Origin of the sequence: Vibrio sp. 10N.286.52.F8 (genome assembly GCF_041468745.1) — a bacterium.
GTDB lineage: Bacteria > Pseudomonadota > Gammaproteobacteria > Enterobacterales > Vibrionaceae > Vibrio > Vibrio crassostreae_C.
Genome location: NZ_JBFRJF010000036.1, coordinates 63,456 through 87,517 on the forward strand (window position 1 = coordinate 63,456; position 24,062 = coordinate 87,517).

Below are 24,062 nucleotides of genomic sequence, written 5' to 3' on the forward strand. Positions count from 1 at the left end.
AGTAACAAGCAATAGAGAATAGACCATGAGCAATAAGGTTATCCTTGTTGTTTTAGATGGACTGAATTATCAGGTAGCCCGTGATTGCATGGGCTACCTGAACGGCCTTCTAGAACTTAGTGACTCGAAAAACAGTAATCACAGCGTTTCCCAAAATCAACAGGGCACTTCGCAAATCATGAGCACGCAAAAAAACAAACTGCGCGCCACTCTTTACCCTGTGCAATGTGAATTGCCGTCAATGTCACGCCCACTGTATGAGTGCATTTTAACGGGAGTTCGCCCTGTCGAGAGTGGTATCGTCAACAATCAAATCGTGCGTTTATCGAATCACGAGTCGGTATTTAGCTTGGCGAAGTCGCAGAACAAAGTGACGGCTGCAGCGGCATATCATTGGGTGAGCGAGTTATATAACCGAGCGCCATTTGATGCAGTACGTGACCGTTTCACCAACGATGAAACCATGAACATCCAACACGGCTGTTTCTACCATTGGGACCACTACCCAGATGAAGCCTTGTTCTTGGATGCAGAGCACTTGCGCGTGACTCATCAGCCTGATTTTTTACTGATTCACCCAATGAACATTGACGACATGGGACACAAGCATGGGCTGGATTCTCGCCAGTACCGTAATAGTGCTCGTGGCGCGGATATTTACCTATCAAACTATCTTGAGAAATGGGTAGACGATGGTTATCAAGTGATCATCACCAGTGACCACGGCATGAACAATGACTTGTCTCACGGTGGCATTCTGCCTGAAGAGCGTGAAGTGCCATTCTTTGTGATTGGCGATAAGTTCACACACCAAGCCTGTTCAGTGAAACAGACCGATATCTGCGGCAGCGTCTGTCAGTTACTCAACCTTGAACACGATAAATCTTACACTCAGGAATTGTTGGCCTTATGAGCAGTTCTGTAATTACGCAGAGCGATGGCTCTGCGCTTCAACCCAAAACCAAATCTTTGTTTCAACGCTTCAAGCCCGCTTTGTGGCTTGCGCCTTTCGCGCTGTTTTTCTATCTGTTCCAACTGGCACCTATGGTTTGGGTGCTGATCAACAGCTTCTTCTACGACGATGAGCTCTCTCTCGAAAACTATTCTGAAATATTCGATTCTGCCTTCATGATGCAGGCCTTCGGTAACAGTTTATGGCTGTCGATTTGGTCGAGCATTGTTGGTTTAGCGATCGCGACTCTGCTCGTCTCATCATTGCGCCGCGTTGATTCTAAAATCCGCGATGCGGTGATTGCCTTCACCAATATGAGCAGCAACTTCTCAGGCGTGCCTCTGTCGTTCGCATTCATCATCATCTTGGGCACCAACGGTGCGATCACCTTATTGCTCAAGCAGTATGGATTACTGGGCGATTTTGACTTGTACGGCAAGTGGGGTTTGCTGGCGATTTACATCTACTTCCAGATCCCATTGGCGGTGTTGTTGCTCTATCCAGCGTTTGATGCTCTGAGTGACGACTGGCAAGCCGCTTCGGCACTGCTTGGCGCGAAAACTTGGCAGTACTGGACCAAAATAGCGCTGCCTGTGCTGTCTCCAGCTTTGTTCGGCACCTTTATCATCTTGATTGCCAATGCGATTGGCGCCTACGCAAGTGTGTATGCGTTGACCTCGGGCAACTACAACGTGATTACGATTCGAATTGCGAGCTTGGTATCGGGCGACCTGTTCCTAGAACCCAACCTAGCTGCCGCAATTTCTGTGATTCTGATGGCGATGCTGGCCTTCATCACTGTGATTAACCAATGGCTGATCAGCAAAAGCTACGCAGGGAAGAGAAAGTAATGAACACCGTAAATACTCGCTTTCATAAAACGGTTGTCTATTCGATTGTCGGCATCATGATGATTCCGATCTTAGCGACCTTTATCTACTCGATCTCCTCGCGTTGGGGCGCCACTATCCTGCCGGATGGCTTCACGTTAGATTGGTACATCAACCTGCTGACGGATCCTCGCTTCTTGCAAGCCTTTGGTCGCTCACTGTTTATCTGTGTGGCAGGGCTGTCATTGAGTGTGGTGTTGGTTCTGCCTGCGATTTTCGTGGTGTTTTACTATTTCCCGAAACTCGACAAGGTGATGAATATCCTGATTTTATTGCCGTTCGCAGTACCGCCAGTAGTTTCGTCAGTCGGCTTACTTCAGTTGTATGCCGATAGTGAGATTTCTTTGATAGGCACACCGTGGATCTTGATTGGTACTTACTTCACCATCGCGTTGCCATTCATGTATCGCGCGATTGCCAACAGCTTTGAAGCGATTAACTTGCATGACTTGATGGACGCGGCACATCTGCTTGGCGCAAGTACCACCAAGGCGTTCTTATTGATTATTCTGCCAAACCTTAAGAAAGGCTTAATGGCGTCACTGTTCTTGTCGTTCTCGTTCCTATTGGGCGAGTTCGTGTTCGCCAACATCTTGGTAGGAACACGCTACGAGACACTGCAAATCTACCTATACAACATGCGTCAAACCAGCGGCCACTTCACATCAGCCCTTGTGATGACGTACTTCCTGTTTATTTTCTTACTGACTTGGTTGGCAAGTCGTTTCAGCCAGGGAACAAAATAATGAGCTATGTAAATGCGAAAAACCTCACCAAGCGCTTTGGTGACAACACGGTGTTTGAATATATTGAATTTTCCATCGAGAAGGGCGAATTCATTACTCTGCTTGGCCCGAGTGGCTGTGGTAAGTCGACTCTTCTGCGTAGCTTGGCAGGCCTGAATCCTGTTGATGGTGGCGAGATCTGGGTCAACGGTGAAGAGATTACTCACCAAGTGCCGCAACAACGTGGCATCGGCATGGTGTTTCAATCTTATGCGCTGTTCCCGAACATGACGGTTGAAGGCAATATTGCGTTTGGCCTCAAGATGAAAAAGCTTGCTGCTGACGAGATTAAACGTGAAGTGGCGAAAGTGATTGGACTGGTGGACTTAACGGGTAAAGAGAAATTCTACCCGCATCAGCTTTCGGGAGGTCAGCGTCAGCGTGTTGCCTTGGCAAGAGCCTTGGTGGTCAAGCCGCGTATTCTATTGCTCGATGAACCGCTTTCTGCACTCGATGCGAAGATCCGAAAGCACCTACGCCAACAGATCCGAGATATTCAGAAAGAGATGAACCTGACCACGATCTTCGTGACTCATGATCAGGAAGAAGCGATGATCATGTCTGACCGCATCTTCTTGATGAATAAAGGTGAGATCGTACAAGCAGGTACACCCGAAGAGATCTACACTCAACCATCCAATGAATTTGTGGCTGGGTTCATGGGTCACTACAATCTGGTGCAAGCGAACAAAGCCAAGCAACTTTTCAATATTGAAACAGAGTGGAAAGTGGCGATTCGACCTGAGTCTATCTACGTGAAAGAGCAAGGTCGACAATATGGCGAACATATCTCTGCGCCGAAAACGGGCACGATTCGTAACCACCAGCTTTTGGGCAACGTGATTCGCTACCAAGTGGACGTTGATGAGTGTGAATTAACGGTCGACCTACTTAACCGTTCTTCTGAACGACTGTTGGCAAACGGCAGCCAACTTGAACTCCTGTTTAACCTTAACGAAATTCAACCTGTGAGAGCCTAAGATGTTCAAACCTTTGTATGTATTTGATATGGACGAAACGCTGATCAATGCCGATGCAGCGATGCTCTGGAATGAGTTCTTGGTTGAAAAGGGCATTGCCACAGCGCCCAACTTTATTGAAGAAGATAAGCGCTTAATGGGCCTGTATTCGGAAGGTAAATTGAATATGGAAGATTACCTCACGTTTTCCATGCAGCCATTGGCCGATATGCCAACAGAGCAAGTGACTGCGTTGGTGGAAGAGTGTGTTGAACAGCATATTTTGCCTAAACAGTTCAAGCAGTCGAAACCTTTGATTGAGCAGCTTGAGAATGATGATATTGATATGCTGATCATCTCTGCCAGCGTGACTTTCTTAGTGGAAGCGGTGGGTCGTAAGATTGGTATCGAGAATGCACTTGGTATTGATTTGATTGAAAACCAAGGTCGTTTCACGTCTCAGATCTCTGGTGTGCCAAGCTACCGTGAAGGCAAAGTGACGCGTTTAAAAGAATGGTTAGACAATCAAGAAACCAACTATTCAGATATACACTTTTATACGGATTCAATCAACGACTTACCTTTGTGTGAACACGCTGATTTTGCTTACCTGGTGAATCCATGCCCGCGTTTGAAAGCGTTAGCCGATCAACCGAATTGGTCGATTCTCAACTGGGATTAACGCGAACCTTATATTCGATTTAGGTTCGTTCTAGAACTCATCAAGCCGCTGACTACAGCGGCTTTTTGATTCGTATTATTCTATTTCTAGTTTGTAACCTATCCCGTAAATGGATTTAATGTAGTCACATTTTTCATTTATCGAGACCATTTTTTTGCGTAAGTTTTTAATATGGCTATCGATAGTGCGATCACTGACCACTCTTCTATCGTCGTAGATTTTATCAATCAATTGATCGCGACTATAAATGCGGCCAACATTTTGATAGAGAAGGTGCAAAAGCCGAAACTCAGCTGGCGTTAAACTTAGCTTAATACCACATAGGACGGCGGTCATACTCAATTCATCAATATCAATGGCGTTCGTTGTTGACGTGGCTTGGGGCTTGTTGGAACGGCGCAAAATATTTTTCACCCTCACAACCACTTCTCTCGGGCTGTACGGCTTACATATATAATCATCTGCACCCAGTTCAAGCCCAACGAGTCGATCAATCTCTTCGACCTTGGCTGTCGCCATAACCACTGGGATGTCACTGAACGTTCTCAGCTCTCGATAAATATCCAACCCGTCTCGATTGGGTAGCATGAGGTCGAGAATAATGAGTTTAGGCGATGCTTGCTTTACCCAGTCAATGACAAGGTTACCATCGATAATATGATGACTTTCAAGGCCAGAGTGCTCTAAGTACTCACACAGTACACTTGCTAATGCAGGCTCATCTTCGACGACTAAAATCACGATTTTATTTCCTTTGGTAACGCTATGATGATTCGTAGTCCACCCAATTCTGAGTGGTCGGCAGTAATGTGTCCTTGGTGCGCTTCAACGATATTTTTACAGATAGATAAGCCAAGCCCAGAACCGCCACTTGATCGACTGCGCGATTTATCAACGCGGTAAAGCCTCTCAAACAAACGCGGAAGTGATGCATCAGGTACACCTGGATCACTGTCTTCAACGTTGATAATAATACTATCACTAATGTCGGTAACATCTATCGATACATGCCCATTATCGCTAGTGTATCGTGCGCTATTTTCCAACAGATTCACAAACAGTTGTGTCAGTAATCTCTCATCACACGAGGTAAACAGTGGGGCTGAATGGTCATAGTGCTTTGTTAATGTGATGTTTTTTTGTTCTAAACGGATCGAGTTTTGAACGATCACAGAATCAATCAGTTTATGTATATCAACGTTGTTTTTAACATTGAGGTTAAATCCGATGTCATACAGGGAGAGTTGGTGAAGATCCTCAACGAGTTGACCCAACGTGATGATTTGTTGATGTAACGAGTCGATGTATTTTGGCTCAGGAGATCGGATACCGTCTTGTAGCGCTTCTAGTTCACTTCTTAGCACGGTGATAGGCGTTCTAAGTTCATGTGAAATATCCGATAACCACTGTTCTCTAAGTGTTTTCTGTTTTCTTAGTGTTTCGACTACACCGTTGAATATTCCGATGAGATCGGACAATTCATCATTGCCGCTTTTTTCAATGTAGAAATCGAGATCGCCATTTTCGATAGATTTGGCACCTTTCGACAAAGCACGCAATGGTTTCAAAAATCGCCTAACAAGAAATAAAGCGATAAGGAATGAAAGCAACACGGTAATCGAAGCGATAGTGCTTACATGCGTCGTTTGTTGTTTGAAAAAGCTTTCTGCCAAAGGCCCTGATATTTCATCCATCTGGACGATGGAGATATACCCAATCACTTGATCATCCCGTGTTATTTCGACTAGTGCTTGATGCTGACCATCTTCAAGGTGATGTAGGTTTTCAGGAGGTCCAATTATAGCTCGCCCGTTTTGATCTAAAATGTTGAGTCGTTGCCAAATAGGTTGAAGATCTGGCGCTTCCGGCTCTCTTAATGGTGGTGGCGATGGGTGTCTGTCACGAGCATGTGGTCGTGAGGGGCCACCAATGCTGCTGGCGATTAAATGTGGTTCACGTTCTAGCCGCCTCCACTTTTCGGAAGGTGAGTAATATTGCTTTAAGTTATTGGCGAGTTCTTGAGCTAGGGCAATCTCATTATTATTTGTGAAATCTTGGAGCCCTCTTTGAAAACTGGAGTTAATAAAATAGGTCAGTACAAAGAGCATGGTCACGCATACCATTAGTATTGAAACAAACAGTTTAGTGAAAATTGATATGCGCACGTTCTCTCCAGAAGTTAAAGTGAATTAGGACAGTAAAATGAATTAAGACAAAAGTGAGTTAAACCAATATTAGTCACCAATCGTGTGGGAAATGTGGACATTGATTTCTTTATTCATCTTAGGCCATGTATAAGCATCTTTTTGTTAGAAACGAATAGCGAGCTGACAGGGTGCTATACCCCATCAGCTCGCATTGAATTATCACTATTTTTGGATAACCCTCTAACCATTATTGACGTCTTGGTGGTGGCGGCGGAACTTCCTCTTCCGATAGACCACCGCTTCCATCTGCGTCTAGTTTGTCAAAGTCATCGGCGAGTGGACCTCTGAGCTCTTCTAATTGTAACTCGCCATCACCGTTTGCATCCATTTCTTCAAAACTTGGCATTTCTCTTGGACCTTCACGGCTTTCAGCACACGCTTGAAGCGCGAATGTCGATGTCAGTAAAAGTAATGCTGTCGTGATTTTTTTCATAATTTAATTCCTATTCGTAACCAAATATAAGTGTATTTCTTTGACGCAAATAGGTTAGCGATCAAATTAGCAGAGAAAATGGATAAATCTAGGAGATGAAAGTTAGCGTTTAACTTTAATAGGGCATCAGTTCATCAGCCCATCAAGTCAGGTTGTTTAAACCTCCATTGTTTCTACATAGTTTCCACATTTTCTATTTTTATCCTAGTCCATTATTGAACTCATGAATTTAATGCCTTTAGCAATAAAGGCAGAAAGCTATCGTTGGTATTGAAATGGATTATTTTTTAGGAGCCGTAGAATGAAGGCAATGGTAAAAAAATCAGTCGTTGTCTCTTCTACGTTGTTGGTTGCTTCTTATAGTAACGCTGCTCTTTATAGGGTGGTTTTGGAGGAATCACCAGTAGAAACGGAATCGGTGTATGGGGTTGCAGTTGAACCAGAGCTTGGTACAACGGATTGCTTTAGTACCAGTTGTGGTGACACCGATTACGCATTCGCAGGGGAAGCTCAAAATGCAGAACCAGGTTTTTCCTTTAAAGAGGAGGTCCCTTTTGGTATCGATAACACGTTCTACTATTTGGATTATGACGATATCTATAGCTACTGCACAAGTGAACTTGGCTACGCGACTTGTGAAGCTTGGAGTTCTTTGTTGTGGTATGGCGATGAGGATGCAGGCATTGGAGGCTTGAGAAATGAGCGTGATGCATATTACGAGCTGAGCTATCAGACGAATTCCACGGCTTTCTATGACTCTTATTCGTTAAGTGATATCCCTGATGTTGGCAGTAATCCACCTGATGTGAGCAGTTATAGTTATTCCTTTGTTGATGGAACAGAGGAGAAGGTGATCACTAAAGTTGACGAGAATGGTTTTGTTCTTGGTAACACCAGCAGTGGTTATTACAGCTATAACAACCAATATATTCAGTTGTATAGGCAGCGTGGTTACTACGATACAGGCACTGAATTTACGGTTCTCCAACCTGAAGCCGATACCAGCATTACGATCAGCGATGCTGACGGCGAAGCGAATATAATCTCCCAAATGGGAAGAACGATGGCTTTTGATTCTTTCAGTTATGGAGGGGAAAGCTATGTGGTCGGAAGCGCGTCCGTTGCGACTTTTTATTACAGTGATGAGTATAAAGATTATGACTCTCCGTACACATCCGACAGTGATGCAGAGGATCTAGATAATTGTATCGATGAAGATATTGAGCCTGCTTTATATCCAGAGTGTCAGAACTTTGCTTTTGCTAATCGAGCTTTTGTCTGGAATATAACCGATGCGAATGGCCCCAATGATGATGGAAACCGTTTCTCAGTATCTGATTGGGAAACCAGTTCGACCTATTACTCTTACAACGATGATGAAGCTTCAGCACAGGCGAGTGTGAGGGCTGCAACGATTTCATCTAGAGGGACATATAGCTCTTATCCTGTTTTAGTCGGTTACAATACGGAGCTAGATGATTCTGATAACTTTCTTATGCAGGCTGCTGTGTTTAGGCCAAGCAGTACGTCAAATTTCAGCGTTTCGGAAAATGCTTGGACGACGACATTTATCGCTAATGCGACGGTAGAAGTGAGTGATTCATACATTCACAGTAATTCTGTCGCAACAGATATTAATGAAAACATGATGGTTATTGGTTATGCAAAAAGAGATGGTGATTATCCGTCGGATCGTGTGTCTGATAATCGTATGTTTGTCGCTGATGCGAATGACACAACGCCAACAGCTACATTCTTCGCAAGTTTAGGTGAAGACATTTTCTTTGATAGTGCAGAAGGAAAAGCAAGTGAGATCAATAATTACAATGAAATTGTTGGCTATGTTGACGCAGAAACTCACTCTGAAGTAGACGGCCATGAAAGGAGGCATCGCGGCTTCATTTTCCCTTACAACGACATTGGTACCGATGCTGATAGACGTGCAAGATATAATGATCAAGCTTGGTGGTTAGACGACCTAACTAACGGTGGTGACGACAGTGATGCCAACAACCACTTTAGAATATTGGACGCAACCGACATTAATGACGCGGGTGTTATCTCAGGGACGGCAATACAATGTTTTGCGAGTGAAAGTAGCTCCTCTTCTATGGCTTATGATTCAACCGCACACTTTGCTTATTGTAATGATGGAGTAGGTGACGAGAGGGTGGTGGCTGTAAAACTTATCCCGATATCTGGAGCAACAAGTGAAGACATTGCTGAAAGAAGTGATGATAGCGCTGAAGATGTTGAACGTAGTGGTGCCGGTACCGGGCTATTGGTGCTTATCAGTTTAATGTCCGTGCTTTCAGTTCGCTTGAAAAAGTCTCGTTCTGTGATTGCCTAAATTGATGACGTGCTCACGAGAGAAACAACCTCTATTTGACCGTCAACCATTAAAGTAATGGGTTAGGTTTGATACTTCGTCCCATAAGAATACCGCTGGGATATGAAGCTTTTTAAAAGAGCATCACCTGTTTTGTGATGCTCTTTTTACGTTCAACATACACTTATCTCTTTCTGCTTTAGCCAAAAAAATCACTTGTAACAATTAAGCAACATCTCTTGCTTTGCTGTAAATCAAACCACCACTCTTCAATCCCTTGATAGCACTCACTTTCCTGTTGTGAGGGTTTGTGTGTAACAATTATTTTACAATTTGACGGGTTTTTAGCGTTATTGCCCATTTCCTTCGATGCATTCCAATCTTTCCGCTTGTGGGCCAAATTTAATTAAGGACAAAAAACACGTAATACAAAACCAATAGGTACAAGGAGAAAGTTCATGGTGGATACATACAACCCGCTTGGCACGGATGGATTCGAGTTTGTTGAATACACGGCCGTTGACCACAAGGGAATTGAGCAACTTAAAGCACTGTTTGTGTCACTTGGTTTTGCTGAGGTCGCCAAGCATCGCTCAAAAGAGGCTTGGCTGTATCGACAAGGTGACATCAACTTTATCGTCAATGAGCAGCCACACAGCCAAGCGGAAGCGTTCGCTAAAGTTCACGGCCCATCGGTGTGTGGCATGGCTTTTCGTGTTAACGATGCAACTGCGGCAATGACACAAGCTTTCAGCGGCGGTGGCGAAGAGTATAAAACAGAAATTGGACCGATGGAGCTGAGCATTCCTGCCATTTACGGCATCGGTGAAAGCCTGCTCTATTTTGTGGATCGCTACGGCAAGCAGAGCATCTACGACGTTGACTTCCGATTCTATGATGACGCGGAAGAGCGCATGGCGAAAGCCGATGTTGGTCTTTATGAGATCGATCACCTCACGCACAACGTGAAACAAGGCAATATGGACCTGTGGTCTGGTTTTTATGAGCGTATCGGTAACTTCCGTGAAATTCGCTATTTCGACATTGAAGGTAAGCTGACAGGCCTTGTGAGCCGCGCCATGACCTCACCATGTGGCAAAATCCGCATCCCTATCAATGAGTCTTCAGACGACAAATCACAAATTGAAGAGTTCATTCGTGAATACAACGGCGAAGGTATCCAACACATCGCACTTGCTACGGATGATATCTACAAAACGGTGAAAACCTTGCGTGATCGCGGCATGGACTTTATGCCAACTCCTGACACCTACTATGAGAAAGTTGACGATCGTGTGAAAGGCCACGGTGAAGACACCGAACTGCTGCGAGACCTACGTGTTCTGATTGATGGCGCGCCGACCAAAGACGGCATCTTGCTGCAAATTTTCACGCAGACGGTGATCGGGCCTGTGTTCTTTGAAATCATTCAGCGTAAAGGCAATGAAGGCTTTGGTGAAGGTAACTTCAAGGCGCTGTTTGAATCGATTGAAGAGGACCAGATTCGTCGAGGAGTATTAGACGATGCATAAATGGATCTCGTTTCCTCATCGGGAGGGGGTGTGCTCTAAACAAGCGCATGCCGACTTCCCCGAAGAGGCAATTTATGAGCGAGAGGCGGGCCGAAGTGGATTCTTCGGCCCTGCCGCTCATTTTCATCACCAACATGCCCCAACAGGTTGGTCGGAGTGGGAAGGTGATTTACGCCCTCGCGCTTTTGATTTTACGCTGGTGGAAAAAGCCAGCCAGATAACCCCTTGGGCGGTGCCTCATCTTTTGCACAACGCTGACTGCAAAATCCGAGTGTGGCGCATGGACGAGAAGATGGATTTCTTGGTGCGTAATTCTGATGGTGATGAGCTGCTGTTCATTCACCAAGGTAGCGCCGATCTCTATTGTGACTATGGTCATCTAGCCGTGAGTGAAGGGGATTACGTGATGATCCCGCGCTCAACCAACTGGCGTTTAGAGCCAAGTGAGCCGATGTTCATCTTGATGATTGAGAACACAGACGCGGCTTACTCCCTGCCAGAGAAAGGCATGGTCGGTAATCACGCGGTGTTTGATCCGGCGGTGCTCGACATACCTTCTATCAATGAGCAATTCCGCGCTCAGTATTCAGAAAATCAAACTCAGGTTCAGGTGAAACGCCACGACAAAGTCAGTGTGATCACCTATCCGTTCAATCCATTGGATGCAATTGGTTGGCATGGCGACTTAGCGGTGGTGAAAGTGAATTGGCGCGATATCAGACCGCTGATGTCACATCGTTACCACTTGCCACCGTCAGCACACACCACTTTTGTTGGCGCAGGCTTTGTGGTGTGCACCTTTGTACCACGCCCGATTGAGAGCGACCCCGGTGCATTGAAAGTGCCTTTCTATCACAACAATGATGATTACGATGAAGTGCTGTTCTATCACGCTGGTGACTTTTTTAGCCGCGACAACATTGAAGCGGGCATGGTGACCTTTCACCCGGCGGGGTTTACGCATGGGCCTCATCCAAAGGCCTTCAAGGCTGGGCAAGCGCACAAGAAGAAGTTTACCGATGAAGTGGCGGTGATGATCGATACTCGCCATGCGCTGCAGTTCTCTGAGGAACTCGATAGCGTTGAAAACAAAGAATATGTCTACAGTTGGCAAGAGAAGTAAGGGGCAACAAGGATGAAATTAGCAACCAAGAAAAATGGTACTCGCGATGGCCTATTGATGGTCGTGAGTAGAGACCTTAAACAGTGCGTGCCAGCGACGGAGATTTTCCACGCGATGCATCTGGCGCCAACCATGCAAGTCGCTTTGGATAATTGGGAAAGCGTTGCGCCTCAGTTAGAAGAGTTATACACCTCGTTAAACAACGGGCATGTGACGGGCAGTGAAGTGTTTGCGCCTCAATATTGTGAATCGCCTCTGCCACGCGCTTATCAATGGGCAGATGGCAGCGCGTATGTAAACCACGTTGAGCTGGTGCGTAAGGCGCGTGGTGCTGAAATGCCAGAAAGCTTCTGGGTCGATCCTTTAATGTACCAAGGCGGCTCAGACGCGTTTATCGGGCCGCGTGACAATATTGAGTTTGCCAGTGATGAATGGGGCATCGATTTCGAAGGTGAGGTTGCGATTGTCACCGGTGATGTGCCTATGGGCGCTAGTGCTAAGCAGGCGCATGACTCGATTCGCTTGCTGATGTTAGTGAATGATGTGTCGCTGCGCGGCTTAATTCCGGCAGAGCTCGCCAAGGGCTTTGGCTTCTTCCAATCTAAGCCTTCTTCGGCGTTCTCTCCGGTCGCAGTTACACCTGACGAGCTTGGTGAACAGTGGAAAGGCAGCAAGGTGCATTTACCGCTGATATCGACCTACAACAACCAGCCTTTTGGTTGTCCGAATGCAGGCGTGGATATGACCTTCAACTTTGCCGAGCTAGTGGTACATGCCGCGAAGACTCGCCCATTGTCGGCAGGCACAATCATAGGCTCGGGCACGGTTTCTAATAAGCAAGGGACTGACCACGGCACCTCAATTGCCGAAGGCGGTGTGGGTTATTCATGTATTGCCGAAGTGCGAATGATTGAGACGATTCGTGATGGTAAACCGTCGACTAAATTCATGTCGTTTGGCGATTCGATCAAGCTTGAGATGTTTGATGCAGCGGGTGACTCCATTTTTGGTGCGATTGACCAAAAAGTGAGCCAGTATCGAGCGGTATAATCCACGTAATAGGATTTCTGTATGAGCGAGAGCATCGTGAACAAGAACATTATACTTTACGGTTACTGGCGCTCTTCGGCCGCCTATCGGGTGCGTATTGGATTAAACCTGAAGCAACTCAACTACGAGTCTAAATCGGTGCACTTGGTGCGTAATGGCGGCGAGCAGCATGACCCACAATATCGTGAGCTCAACGCCAGTGAATTAGTGCCCGTGCTGGTGGATGGTGAAGTTAAACTCAATCAGTCGCTGACTATTTTGCAATATTTGGATGAAAGCTATTTATGTGAGAGCAGCCCAGACTCATTGTTGATTCCCGAGCAAACACCATTGCGCTATCAAGCACTGGCGATGGCTCAGGACATTGCGATGGAAATTCATCCTCTTAATAACCTGCGCGTGTTGCAGTATTTGGATCGAGAATTGTCGTGCGAGCAAGAGGTGAAAATGGATTGGCTTCACTATTGGATGAGCCAAGGTTTCTGTGCTCTAGAAGAGAAGTTGGCAAAGCACAGAAAAGCACATGGCGACTCGGTGTATAGCCTCACCTATTCACCTTGTATCGTCGATATTTGCTTAGTGCCACAAGTCTATAATGCACTGCGTTTTGGCGTTGATATGTCGCCGTATCCGTTGATTAACTCGATTGTTGAAGCGTGTAATCAGTTACCCGCTTTTATTGGGGCGATGCCAGAGAACCAAGCGGATGCGAATGCACCGATGTGAACGGAAACAAAGATTTATTTTGCTAAATTGAGGATGTTTTTTGAAAAGAGGGGAGAAACCTGGACTGAGTATCCAAATATTTAACCTGTTCTAATAAGAGTTCGAACGCATGCTTTTGTCTTTATTCAGAAGCTTAGTATCTTAATACTATCTGGATAAAAAGAAGCCTCCAATGCTGGAGGCTTCTTGATTTCTACATTTTAACGAGCGCGAGTGACAAAGGTGATATCAGATATTGTCACTCAGGTTGTTTGCACCTTCTACCTTAGATTGTTCAATCTCAGACTCGGTTCGCCACTTGCCGTTGTAAAGGTATTCACGCTCTGGGAGTGGGGTGTTTATAGCCCTAAAATCAAACATCTCATCGGTTTGATACTCTTTGAAATAAACAGGCGTGCTAAACAGTCTAGCTTCTGGCTTCGCTTCAAACAGCTTTTTGTGGTCATTAACCTCGGTACAGTCAAGCTTATATTCCTTTACTAACTGATTGACCATAGACTCTAAGTCAGACACAGTTTTAAAAAATACGTAATAGTGAAATCGATTGTGTAAACGTGAAATTGTGGTGTTTTCCATATCAATATATTCACATGTGTCATGCTTAAAAAAGAACTTAATCACTTTTCTTTTCTTGTTGTAGTCAGCAAACAGCCAATCTTCACGTTCTCCGACTCTCACTTCTGTTGGTACATCAGGCTGGCGTTTTAACATACCAAATGAGAGTAAAATAAGGGCGCCAGCTCCCGCTAATGCCATTGGGCCAACCACCGCTACCATCGTCACGCACACCACCGCGCCTATCCAACCAACAGCTTGCGTGGCGGTATTTACCCACTTAGGCATATTGCGACGCTTTTTCATCACAAAGCCCTTGTCAGAAAAAATGTAGTCATACCTATAATCGAGGCCGATCGTGAGATAAAAGACGCCAGCCATCATCACTGACAAGATAAGACCAAAAAAGGTTACGACAAGTGTCTCACTTGTGTGTGTCAAAAATACAATTACAAATAAGAAGCTCATAAATGGCAACGCGGTTAACTTGTAATGGTAACGAAACGGCTCCTCTACATCATATTTGTGCCATGTTGTTAAATTGTCCCCGGTAAGAATCTCTCGCTCTTGCGCCTCTTGATAAACTGCCAACTCTTCTGGGGTGATGTAAAATGGTGAATATGCCAAGGGTTACTCCTGAAAACCTAATGTGCCGACAACGGGGGTAAGTGATTTCTGAATGGTGCTTTGTTTGCTATTGTCTGAAATCACGCTATAAGTTGCACTCTGTTTTATGCCGTTTTGGAACCAATACTCACGCTTGGCTGGGGCATCACCTTCAACATCATACGATACTTTCATGGCAAGGTATTGATCGGCTTCTTTAATTGGTAACGTTACCTTATACACCAGCAATTCTTTGCTAGCTTGGCTCTGAGTTTGTAACGTGACTAAATCAGCGTTTTGATGCCAAGAGCCGGACGTCAACTCATCTTCAGTTGCTTTGGTATTGGTACTCACGATAATCCCGCTCGTTACAGCACGTCTTGGCAGTTGAATATGCACGTCCAAGCCAACTAACTCACGATGTGTGTATCCTGGATAGGCTTGGATTTTTTCAATAGGCTGATGGTATACCATTGGCTGTTGAATAATGGATTGTAAGTCAAACAGCGCTTGCTGCACTAAGGCTGAATTATGCTTTTCTCTTTCGGGTAAGCTTGGAGATTGACTCCACTGAGTACGACTCGGGTGATACCCCCAAGGCAGTTTATCTAACCATTTTTGAAAATCATCTTGCTTCAGCTTATTCAACCCATAATTAACAGCTAGATATGCAACGGTGAGAATTGCCAAACCTGCCGTTACAGGCCCACCAAAGGTCAAGTTTAGTGCAAACTGTCCTGTTAACCCTCCGTATGCTTGGAACATGCCGACAGCAGATATTGCTGTTAATACTAGAGCATTTGTTACATGCAAGTATTTTTCAAGACCATAAACCTCATCAGCACTCTGCCAAGAACGGAATGCCTCAATACCTGAAGCTAGCGCCCCCAAAGCCCCTGTGATCGCGAGCCATTTATTGAATACCTTCAAGTCTTCAAGGATCAGGTTTTCAAAACCACGAGAATTATTACTTACTAACTCTTTTAATACTTTGTATGAATGGGCTCTCAATCTTGGGTCACCCTTCACACTCTCCCATAATTTACCCGTCCGAATCCCCGTCCACGCACTGGCGGTATAAAACAGCTTTTGTTGTATGTCTAAGAATTCATCTGAATTCATCAAGCCTGTATCGGCAATACTGCTCATGGCATCGGTCAAGGCAATGCTGTTAAACAGAAGAGCGAGAAACCCCAACCCACCCGCGTTTTCGAACAGTTTGTGTAAATCACCTGCGGGCTCGCTGATTACCCTTGCCCTTAATTCTACCGTTGCTTTTGGTAGATCGTCCGGAAGTATAATGCGTTGTGGGTATTCTAAAGTGGTCACTGCTAATCGTTTTTTAAGCCGCTTCTGATTCTTTAACGCCTCTTTATACTTAGCTGTCGCCTTGCGCTGATTTTGATTCACCTCAGCAATAATACTGTTGTTTTTCTTTAGCTCAGCAAGGTTATCTTCAATGCGTGTTTTCCAATCCTTAAAACCTTGAGCATAATTTTCATTAATACTTACTGGCATCGTTTGCGCCATACGCTCAGCTATACTCGCTCGCCATACAAAACCATTTCGAGGCAATGGCTTAGCCAACGTTGGCATCAATAGAATGGAAGCTTGAGAGGTAAAACTCACACCCAGCTCTAACGCCCCCTTTAAAGCAGCGCTAATAGAGGCTTTGAATAGGGTATCGAGCTCTTTAAAGCCTTTTGCCAAGTCTTTCAAAATGTCGGTTTCGGAGGTGTTTGGGTTTGTAACAAAATCCATGACCTTCGCATACATCCCCGTTTTATTGCTCACGGAAGAGACATGCTCTAACCATGTATCTTCATCGCTTGACGATGTTGATAGGGGCTCGGGAATGGATTTTTTCAACTCATTATAGACACTTCGACTGAAACCAGAGGTATAGAGTGGTAATAAGCTGGTCGGTTTCTCCCATTGGCTTTCTGCCCAAATGCGGTCTTCCTCTTCAATCACAAGGCTAAACGCTTCTACCGCCGCTAGGTGAAGCTGATAGAGGCTATATTGCGTCTCCTCGCTGTAAAGGTCGAAGACACGTTCGAGATGATGAGGAGTGAGCGTTTCTAATACCGAAATAAAGTCACGTTTTACGGAAGTTACTTGAGCAAGCATGGTCTCTTTTTGCTCTGACAGCGCCTGCATTTCGCTCAGCATTTGCTTCCAGTTGAGCTGCTTACGCCAGCGTTCAGTTGCTATCCATTGCTCGTATTTGCCAAATCGGTTTGCTGAAATGCCATATTTCTTCTGTATAGCCTCTGCTATCTCTGAAGTGGATTTTTGATAATCATCGATAGCTTGCTGGGAAAATGAGGATGGCATTCCTTTGATGATAGCTGCTTGGGATTCACTGGTAAGGTCAACCATTGCTGAGTTGTCATAGTAATCCGCCATGTCCATATAGAAATCAAGCTCTTGATGATTGCGCTTTACTCTCCATGGCATGTCTATTTCATCACTCGCCCCAAACATAGATAACTGCATGGCGGTTTGCATCAAATGCCATTGGTTCGAGAACTGGTCAATAAAAAGGCGGTAGGGGCTGGCGGCTCCTACAAAATGCAGTGACATGTCTTGTATGTCAGCGGCGTAATCTTTGATGGCCACAAAATAGGCGGCTTCCTCTTCAGGAAGCGTTGCTTTTAAATCACTTTCAGAGGCAACGGGTTTGAAGGGGGAGGCGGCTTCATCGGCTTGTGTACTCACTCCTGAATCCGCAAAGCGACCATCATCGACAGCAGAGGCTTCGATGTCTGCCACTTCAGAGAGTTGAGCGATAGGCGCAATATGGTGCTGTTGCGAGTTCGCTGTGAGTACCACGGTTTGCATGCGGTCAATATGACTGCTGGGATTGTTCACCACAGCAAGAAACATTTTCCATGTCCATCTATGCTCTGAAAAGCAAAGAGATAGAAGGCTTCCTTCAGTATAAGTAAGGAATGTACTTGGGGACTCTGGCACTCCCCTCGTCTCGGATTCTGGGCTTTCTGCTGCCCCGAGTTTATGAAGCGCGAATTGTGTCCCTTTCACTTCGTATTCATCAAGGACCTTCCTAACCGAATCATAAACATAAAGCCAACCATCGCGCACCTGACGGAGTGTATAGCCAATAGTGTTGAGCTTTGCTGGTCCTTTGCCTTGCCATTTAGTTGGTAAACCAAATGGTGAAGCGTCTTCACTATCGAGCTGGTCAATAGCATAACGTACTGGAATGAAATGTGCCGGTCCACCTTCTTCGGGCTCATTCCTCTGCGTCATATCAATCGTTCTTGGCTCAGGTTTTGAGGGCGGGTCTATTTTCTTGGTTTCTCCTTCCCAAAACATGCTGCGCTCAGGTGGTGAGCCTGCAATATCATTTGAGGGCGCTGTTGAAGTTTCAGTCAATGAAGATAAGGAACCATCGCTTTCATACGCAGCAACGGCTTCTTCGAGCGTGTAAGGATGGTCATTCCACAGCATGGATGTTTTGGGAGGAAGAGGGTTGCTCATAAGCTCACGAAATCGATAAGGTTAATATTACCTGCTTTAAAGCAAGTTTTAGACCAACGTCTAGCCCTTATAAAGCGCTGTTACGGTTGTTTCATAAACGAAAAATTGTACGATTATCCAATAACTTGTACTGATTTTCTAACTTTTGAGTTTAGTGGGGAATAGAAAATTGCTACTGACTTTCTGTTATGGTGATGGGTAACTTGCAGTAAACGCAAATATTAGAAAGAACAGCAAAGGGCTGAATGCTTTTGAACTTGCACCTTTGACTGGCCCTTTATCTCATAGTTCTGTTCTAACTATTAAAGCGAAACAACACTCTTTATCTCTTCCAAAACCTCGGCGTTAGCGATAGCCCCGAGGTTTTCTACACTCTTGCCATTGATCACCTGTTTCACCGCCAGCTCCACCAGTTTGCCAGATCGTGTTTTTGGCACATCGCTGATCGCAAATATCTGGCTTGGCACGTGTCTCGGCGAACAAGAGGATTTGAGTTTGCTTTTGATGGCTGTCAGTAACTTTTCATCTAAACTCACACCTTGCTGCAGCTGAACAAACAGCCATACCTGTTCATTGCGGTCGATGTTTTTACCGACTGCTATCGAATCGATGATGCCGTCAATGGTGTTCACTTGCTGATAGATTTCGGCCGTACCAATTCGCACGCCACCGGGGTTGAGTGTGGTGTCGCCTCGCCCGTAGAACAGGTAGCCGCCATGTTCGCTCTGTGCGACTTCATCACCATGATGCCACACATTGTCGAACCTATCCCAATAGGTGCTGTGATAGCGCTCTCCGGTGTCATTCCAAAAGCCAGCGGGGAAGTTGGGTAGGGAGTTGGTGCATACTAATTCGCCACGTTCGTGATCGACCTTTTGACCAGACGAATTGAACACCTTGATGTCGACGCCGAGCCCGGCCTGTTGGCACTCACCGCGATATACAGGCGAGATTGGGTTACCCAAAACAAAGCAGCCACAAATATCCGTGCCGCCAGAAATCGACGCTAAATGCAGGTCTTGCTTGATGTGCTTGTAAACGTAATCGAACTGCTCTGGGTAAAGCACAGAACCCGTCGAGCACAGTGTTCTTAATTGAGGCAGAGAGTGGCTGTCGATTGGTGAGAGTTCGGCTTTCTCAATCGCTTCTATGTACTTGGCTGAGGTGCCAAATGTCGATACGTCAGCACGCTGCGCTAAATCCCATAGAACGTTAGGTTGCGGGTAAACCGGGCTACCATCAAAGATAACCAAACAAGCACCGCTGGCGAGCGCAGATACGTGCCAGTTCCACATCATCCAACCACAAGTGGTGTAGTAGAACACGCGATCTCTTGGTTTAATATCGCAATGAAGCTGATGCTCTTTTAGGTGGTTGATGGTAGTGCCACCGACAGAATGCACTATACATTTGGGTTTGCCTGTGGTGCCGGAAGAGTAGAGTACAAACAACGGTTCATTGAAGCCGACACGAGTAAATCGAAGAGGTTTTGTCTGATAGTGATTAATGATGCTGTGCCAGCTTAGAATCGACACATCATGTTTAACTTTGTTTTTCTTTAATTCGTTCTTCTCTAAATCGCTCTTCTCTAAGTCATTACTCGGTTTCAAATAACCGATCTCACACACCTGTTTTAATTCGTTTAAGTGTTCGATGATTTCACGGTTCTTGCCCGCCATATCGAACGTTTTGCCATTGAAGGTGTAACCGTCACAGGTGAACAGCACCTTAGGTTTCACCTGTCCGAATCGCTCAATCACACTCTCTACTCCAAAATCAGGCGAGGTCGATGTCCAAATCGCGCCTAAGCTGGTGGCGGCTAGCATGGCTATCACGGTTTGTGGCAGATAGGGAGTATACGCAGCAACTATATCACCTTGTTTCACTCCGCTATCGACAAGCCATTGCTGAACACTAGAGACAGCTTCACACAGGGTTTCCCATGTATAACTCTGTTGTTCGCCACGTTCATTCTCAAACCAAATCGCAAGCTCATCAGGCATGGTGTGTGCCAAACGCAGCAAGTTCTCGGCGTAGTTTACTTGTGCATTGGGAAACCAAACCGCATCACGGTTCGATTTAGGCTGCTGCCAGCGGCTCCCACCTTGAGCTTTGATGGTCTCGCTTTCTGCCTTGTTAATAGAGTCTTGTGAGCCGACTACTCCACAAAACTGCCACACGTTTTGCCAAAACGATTCCGGCTGAACTACAGACCATTGGTGGAGTTCGGCATAGTTTTTTACGTCCCTATCTAGGTTTAACCAAGACTGTTCAAGGCTATCGATGAATCGGGTTAAGTTGGCATTGGCGATACGCTGCTCGCTTGGCTGCCAAATGGGCTTATTGCTTTCGTGCATTCCTTTACCTTTAACAAAAAGTTAACGTTTTCAGTCTGGTATTTAGGTTTTACAAAGTCAAAAGTTCAGCAAAATAAGCGCTTGGTGGAATTGTGTAAATAAAATATTACACGATCGCTTGTTTCGAAAAATCGCGCAAATTGGCGCTTATAAGGAGTGGAGATAGGCTTAAAGTGAGACATTCGAAAGGAGGTGTGTAATGACTCAATATCATTCTAAGCCCGTGAGCCAAGAGGGATGGGTTGAGTGGAGCCTCGAAGAAGATGCCATTTGGCACGACTTGGTGAAAAGGCAACTGGACGTCATTAGTGACCGCGCTTGCGATGCCTATTTGCACGGTCTGACCTTGCTGGATCTGCCATTGGACAGAGTTCCTCAGTTGCCAGAGATAAATAAAGTGCTAATGGAAACAACCGGTTGGCAAGTTCAGCCTGTGCCTGCATTGATCGATTTCGACCGATTCTTTGATTTGCTCGCCAACAAGAAATTCCCAGTTGCGACATTTCTGAGAACGCGAGACGAGTTCGATTACTTACAAGAACCTGATTTCTTTCATGAAATTTTCGGCCACTGTGCCATGCTCACTAATGCTGATTTCGCAGCATTCACTGAGCATTATGGAAAACTAGGCCAAGCCGCTACATCCAAACAGCGTGCTTATCTGGCCCGTTTGTATTGGTTTACGGTCGAGTTCGGTTTAGTAAAAGAAGGCCAACAATTGAAAATTTATGGCGGTGGCATTCTCTCTTCTCCGGCGGAAACCATGTACGCATTGGGCGGTGATTTGGCGGTTCGTGAGCGGTTCGATCTGCAAACGGTGTTAAGAACCCCTTATCGAATCGACATCATGCAGCCGAAATATTACGTGATCGACGAGCTATCTGAGCTCTTTAAAATCAGTCAGAAAAACCTATTACAGCAAGCTGATCTCGCCATCGACGCGGGGTTACTACCACCACTTTTTGAACCCAAGGAACCAACACATGTTGAATGAACAAAAATGCGAAGCCTGCAGTATCGACGCGATTGCTCTCAATAAAGATGAACAACAATCTTTACTGTTGGAGTTGTCTGATTGGCAGATCATCGAAAGAGACGGCATCCCGCAGCTTGAGAAGGTGTTCAAGTTTAAGAACTACAAACAAGCATGGGCATTCAGCAATAAAGTGTCAGAATTGGCAGAAGAAGAGTTCCATCATCCTTCGATCTTATTGGAGTGGGGCAAAGTCACCGTCACTTGGTGGAGCCACTCAATCAAAGGCTTGCATAAGAATGATTTCATCTGCGCCTCACGCTGCGATGTGTTCGCGGTGAGTGAATAGTTTTGTAGGTTAGAAGTTACTCTTGCAACCTCTGTGATGCGATTAACTCATTATTCGGCTCATTAGGTGAGTTGAATAATTGCCTTAAACAGCTCATAGTATGAGTTGAATAAGTGATACTTTCGCATCATGGGGTGTAATATGTGGATTTGGCAGCAAGATAATTGGCCAAACTTTGTTTGGGATAATCAGAAAATAGGCGTGAGGTTAAGAGAAGTACGGCTTAATCAGGGCATTCTATTGGGCAAGATTACCTCACAGTCGGCAGATCAATCCCAAACCATGCTCGACACCTTATTAGCGAACATAGTCCATTCCAGTGCGATTGAGGGAGAAAAGCTGAATGCCTTCTCTGTTCGTTCTTCTTTAGCCAACAAACTTGGCGTGAGTGAAGAGCGACCTTTTCCTACGACAGAACAAACCGATGGTTTAGCTGAAATTATGTTGGATGCGGTGCAGAACCTAACAGAGCCACTAGCGCTTGATAGGATCTTACATTGGCACGATAGACTGTTTCCTCAAGGCTACACCATGTTTAACCCTGTAGTTGGAGGTCAGCTACGAGGTGACGCTCCGATGCAAGTGGTATCAGGAAGAATTGACCGCCCAACCGTGCACTTTGAAGCGCCTAGCCGAGACATTCTTGATGCTGAGCTAGATACATTTATCAAATGGTTTAATGATTCACTTACCGACGCCACACTCGATCCTCTATTGCGAGCCGCAATCACTCACCTTTGGTTTATCACCTTACACCCGTTAGATGATGGTAATGGTCGTATTACTCGATTGTTGACCGACTTGGCGTTAGCACAGGCCGAGCAGCAGTCGGTACGCTTCTATGCGATGTCGGTGGGAATTCTCGCTAACCGCAAGCATTACTACGAGATATTGGAGCGAACCCAGAAAGGGGGACTCGATATTAGCGAATGGTTGATGTGGTTCTTAGATACGTTAGACGAGACGTTTACAGGGGTTTTCGCTGAGGTCGACCAAACTGTATATAAGACCAACTATTGGCGCAGCATCGACCAAACCAAGCTTACAGCAGAGCAAGTAAAAGTGCTGAATAGGATGCTCGATGGTGATTTTTCAGAAGGTATCAATGCCAGCCAATATCAGAAAGTAGCAAAGGTGAGTAGTGCCACAGCAACACGTCATTTGAACGCTTTGATTGAGCATGGCTGCTTAGTTAAATCTGGTTCTGGTGGTAGAAGCACGCGCTATCTGTTGCCGGAATAGGGCTCACTTCAATTTATATACTTAAAGGTGCTGAGAATGTTGGCAGTTCTTTAGCCACAGAAGGTTGTTAAACGAGCCAACTTATAGGTTAAATCTCGCTCCTTCTTTTTACTACTATTAAAATGTGCAAATACAATGACAAATGAAGAAATACAATTATATAACGATATAGTTAAGTCTGGGTTTCCTGTATTAGGGACATTATGTGGTGGTTTAGTTGGTGCAGCATCAACTTATCTTTTAACAAAGTTGAATAACGACAATGACGAAAAGAAAGACGCTCAAAAGCTGCGGAATGATCTGTTAATGAAAACTGCAAATGATGTAGCAGAATTTGAGCATTTAATGGCGATTTATACGACTACATTAGCGAATTATCTAAGAGATCAAGTCGATGACGGCTCTTTGAAAACAGCTTACCTAAATTCATTCAATAGTAATCTAACTTTGCGTAAGGCTAGAATGAATCTCCATATTCTCGGAATGGAAGCATCGTTAGAGTTATTAGAAGGGTATGTTGAGGCTACAAGAGAAGTGCTAGCTTATGGAAAGCGGTTAGATATAAAAAGAGCTATTGAACTAAATCAGAAGATATCTAAGGGTCCAATTTTATTCTATCAATCATTATCGATCGATCCTTAACGCCTTTTTGTTGTTTAGTAAGCTAACTTTCAAAACTCTGCTTTTCACTTTTTAGTTGCTCTTCACCAAACGCACTTTCCCAAACTAGCTTGACCTGCATCAGTGACTTGCTTAGTTTCTTGTCTCATAAACCCTTTCGGTTACTCATAGTATTGGTTTTATGAGG

The 24,062-nt window shown here is 45.2% G+C and carries 20 protein-coding genes; 14 read left to right on the forward strand and 6 right to left on the reverse strand.

All coding sequences use genetic code 11. The features are described 5' to 3' along the window. The first annotated feature begins 25 nt into the window (after positions 1 to 25). The 5 genes from AB4133_RS17235 to AB4133_RS17255 are packed head-to-tail and all read left to right on the forward strand — an operon-like array spanning position 26 to position 4,268. Positions 26 to 913, forward strand: a complete 888-nt coding sequence (locus AB4133_RS17235; protein ID WP_372225120.1) for an alkaline phosphatase family protein — start codon at positions 26 to 28, stop codon at positions 911 to 913. After that, positions 910 to 1,803 carry an ABC transporter permease subunit gene (locus AB4133_RS17240; protein ID WP_017061233.1) on the forward strand — a complete coding sequence of 298 codons (894 nt, stop codon included), beginning with the start codon at positions 910 to 912 and terminating at the stop codon, positions 1,801 to 1,803. The genes AB4133_RS17235 and AB4133_RS17240 overlap by 4 nt, the downstream gene beginning before the upstream one ends. Beyond that, entirely contained in the window at positions 1,803 to 2,588 is a 786-nt protein-coding gene (locus AB4133_RS17245; RefSeq protein ID WP_372225122.1) for an ABC transporter permease, read from the forward strand. Before AB4133_RS17240 ends, AB4133_RS17245 begins: the two co-directional genes overlap by 1 nt. Continuing rightward, complete coding sequence (locus tag AB4133_RS17250; protein ID WP_372225124.1) at positions 2,588 to 3,607, forward strand: ABC transporter ATP-binding protein; 1,020 nt, start codon at positions 2,588 to 2,590, stop codon at positions 3,605 to 3,607. Before AB4133_RS17245 ends, AB4133_RS17250 begins: the two co-directional genes overlap by 1 nt. Position 3,608: 1 nt before the next feature. Continuing rightward, positions 3,609 to 4,268 (forward strand): HAD family phosphatase, encoded by a 660-nt coding sequence (locus AB4133_RS17255; RefSeq protein WP_017091954.1) that lies wholly within the window; start codon positions 3,609 to 3,611, stop codon positions 4,266 to 4,268. A 75-nt stretch (positions 4,269 to 4,343) separates the two neighbouring features. Here AB4133_RS17255 and AB4133_RS17260 read toward each other — a convergent pair whose 3' ends face one another. The 3 genes from AB4133_RS17260 to AB4133_RS17270 all read right to left on the reverse strand — a co-directional run bounded on the left by AB4133_RS17260 (position 4,344) and on the right by AB4133_RS17270 (position 6,908). Further along, the gene (locus tag AB4133_RS17260; RefSeq protein WP_017094156.1) at positions 4,344 to 5,009 is read right to left on the reverse strand and encodes a response regulator; all 666 of its coding nucleotides are present in this window, start codon (positions 5,007 to 5,009) and stop codon (positions 4,344 to 4,346) included. Beyond that, the gene (locus tag AB4133_RS17265) at positions 5,006 to 6,376 is read right to left on the reverse strand and encodes an ATP-binding protein (protein WP_372133762.1); all 1,371 of its coding nucleotides are present in this window, start codon (positions 6,374 to 6,376) and stop codon (positions 5,006 to 5,008) included. The genes AB4133_RS17260 and AB4133_RS17265 overlap by 4 nt, the downstream gene beginning before the upstream one ends. Positions 6,377 to 6,662: 286 nt before the next feature. Next, positions 6,663 to 6,908 carry a hypothetical protein gene (locus tag AB4133_RS17270; RefSeq protein WP_010432281.1) on the reverse strand — a complete coding sequence of 82 codons (246 nt, stop codon included), beginning with the start codon at positions 6,906 to 6,908 and terminating at the stop codon, positions 6,663 to 6,665. A gap of 301 nt (positions 6,909 to 7,209) precedes the next feature. On the opposite strand from AB4133_RS17270, the gene AB4133_RS17275 reads away from it, so the two are divergent. The 5 genes from AB4133_RS17275 to maiA all read left to right on the forward strand — a co-directional run bounded on the left by AB4133_RS17275 (position 7,210) and on the right by maiA (position 13,668). Next, the gene (locus AB4133_RS17275) at positions 7,210 to 9,258 is read left to right on the forward strand and encodes a DUF3466 family protein (protein WP_017061239.1); all 2,049 of its coding nucleotides are present in this window, start codon (positions 7,210 to 7,212) and stop codon (positions 9,256 to 9,258) included. 437 nt (positions 9,259 to 9,695) lie between these two features. Then, positions 9,696 to 10,769: a 4-hydroxyphenylpyruvate dioxygenase gene (gene hppD / locus AB4133_RS17280; protein ID WP_372225126.1), complete on the forward strand. Its 1,074-nt coding sequence runs from the start codon at positions 9,696 to 9,698 to the stop codon at positions 10,767 to 10,769. Beyond that, the gene (locus AB4133_RS17285; RefSeq protein WP_136973995.1) at positions 10,762 to 11,892 is read left to right on the forward strand and encodes a homogentisate 1,2-dioxygenase; all 1,131 of its coding nucleotides are present in this window, start codon (positions 10,762 to 10,764) and stop codon (positions 11,890 to 11,892) included. Before hppD ends, AB4133_RS17285 begins: the two co-directional genes overlap by 8 nt. Positions 11,893 to 11,904: 12 nt before the next feature. Next, positions 11,905 to 12,942, forward strand: coding sequence for a fumarylacetoacetate hydrolase family protein (locus AB4133_RS17290; protein WP_372225128.1), 1,038 nt, complete (start codon positions 11,905 to 11,907; stop codon positions 12,940 to 12,942). A 21-nt stretch (positions 12,943 to 12,963) separates the two neighbouring features. Further along, on the forward strand, positions 12,964 to 13,668 hold the full coding sequence (maiA, locus tag AB4133_RS17295; protein WP_372225131.1) for a maleylacetoacetate isomerase: 705 nt from the start codon (positions 12,964 to 12,966) through the stop codon (positions 13,666 to 13,668). A 228-nt stretch (positions 13,669 to 13,896) separates the two neighbouring features. Here the strand turns inward: maiA and AB4133_RS17300 are convergent, their stop codons facing one another. From AB4133_RS17300 to AB4133_RS17310, 3 genes are all read right to left on the reverse strand, one after another. After that, complete coding sequence (locus tag AB4133_RS17300; protein WP_372225132.1) at positions 13,897 to 14,850, reverse strand: hypothetical protein; 954 nt, start codon at positions 14,848 to 14,850, stop codon at positions 13,897 to 13,899. Positions 14,851 to 14,853: 3 nt separating this feature from the next. After that, complete coding sequence (locus AB4133_RS17305; RefSeq protein WP_372225134.1) at positions 14,854 to 18,333, reverse strand: T6SS effector BTH_I2691 family protein; 3,480 nt, start codon at positions 18,331 to 18,333, stop codon at positions 14,854 to 14,856. 302 nt (positions 18,334 to 18,635) lie between these two features. Continuing rightward, positions 18,636 to 20,690 (reverse strand): acetoacetate--CoA ligase, encoded by a 2,055-nt coding sequence (locus AB4133_RS17310; RefSeq protein ID WP_372225136.1) that lies wholly within the window; start codon positions 20,688 to 20,690, stop codon positions 18,636 to 18,638. A 199-nt stretch (positions 20,691 to 20,889) separates the two neighbouring features. Here AB4133_RS17310 and phhA point away from each other — a divergent pair, with 199 nt between their 5' ends. The 4 genes from phhA (at position 20,890) to AB4133_RS17330 (ending at position 23,896) form a co-directional block, all read left to right on the forward strand. Next, positions 20,890 to 21,684 (forward strand): phenylalanine 4-monooxygenase, encoded by a 795-nt coding sequence (phhA, locus tag AB4133_RS17315; RefSeq protein WP_017061247.1) that lies wholly within the window; start codon positions 20,890 to 20,892, stop codon positions 21,682 to 21,684. Beyond that, positions 21,674 to 22,012, forward strand: a complete 339-nt coding sequence (locus AB4133_RS17320; protein ID WP_048610196.1) for a 4a-hydroxytetrahydrobiopterin dehydratase — start codon at positions 21,674 to 21,676, stop codon at positions 22,010 to 22,012. Before phhA ends, AB4133_RS17320 begins: the two co-directional genes overlap by 11 nt. Before the next feature lie 141 nt (positions 22,013 to 22,153). Continuing rightward, positions 22,154 to 23,254, forward strand: a complete 1,101-nt coding sequence (locus AB4133_RS17325; RefSeq protein WP_372225138.1) for a Fic family protein — start codon at positions 22,154 to 22,156, stop codon at positions 23,252 to 23,254. A gap of 135 nt (positions 23,255 to 23,389) precedes the next feature. Then, positions 23,390 to 23,896, forward strand: coding sequence for a hypothetical protein (locus AB4133_RS17330; RefSeq protein ID WP_017066729.1), 507 nt, complete (start codon positions 23,390 to 23,392; stop codon positions 23,894 to 23,896). Positions 23,897 to 24,062: the final 166 nt, after the last annotated feature.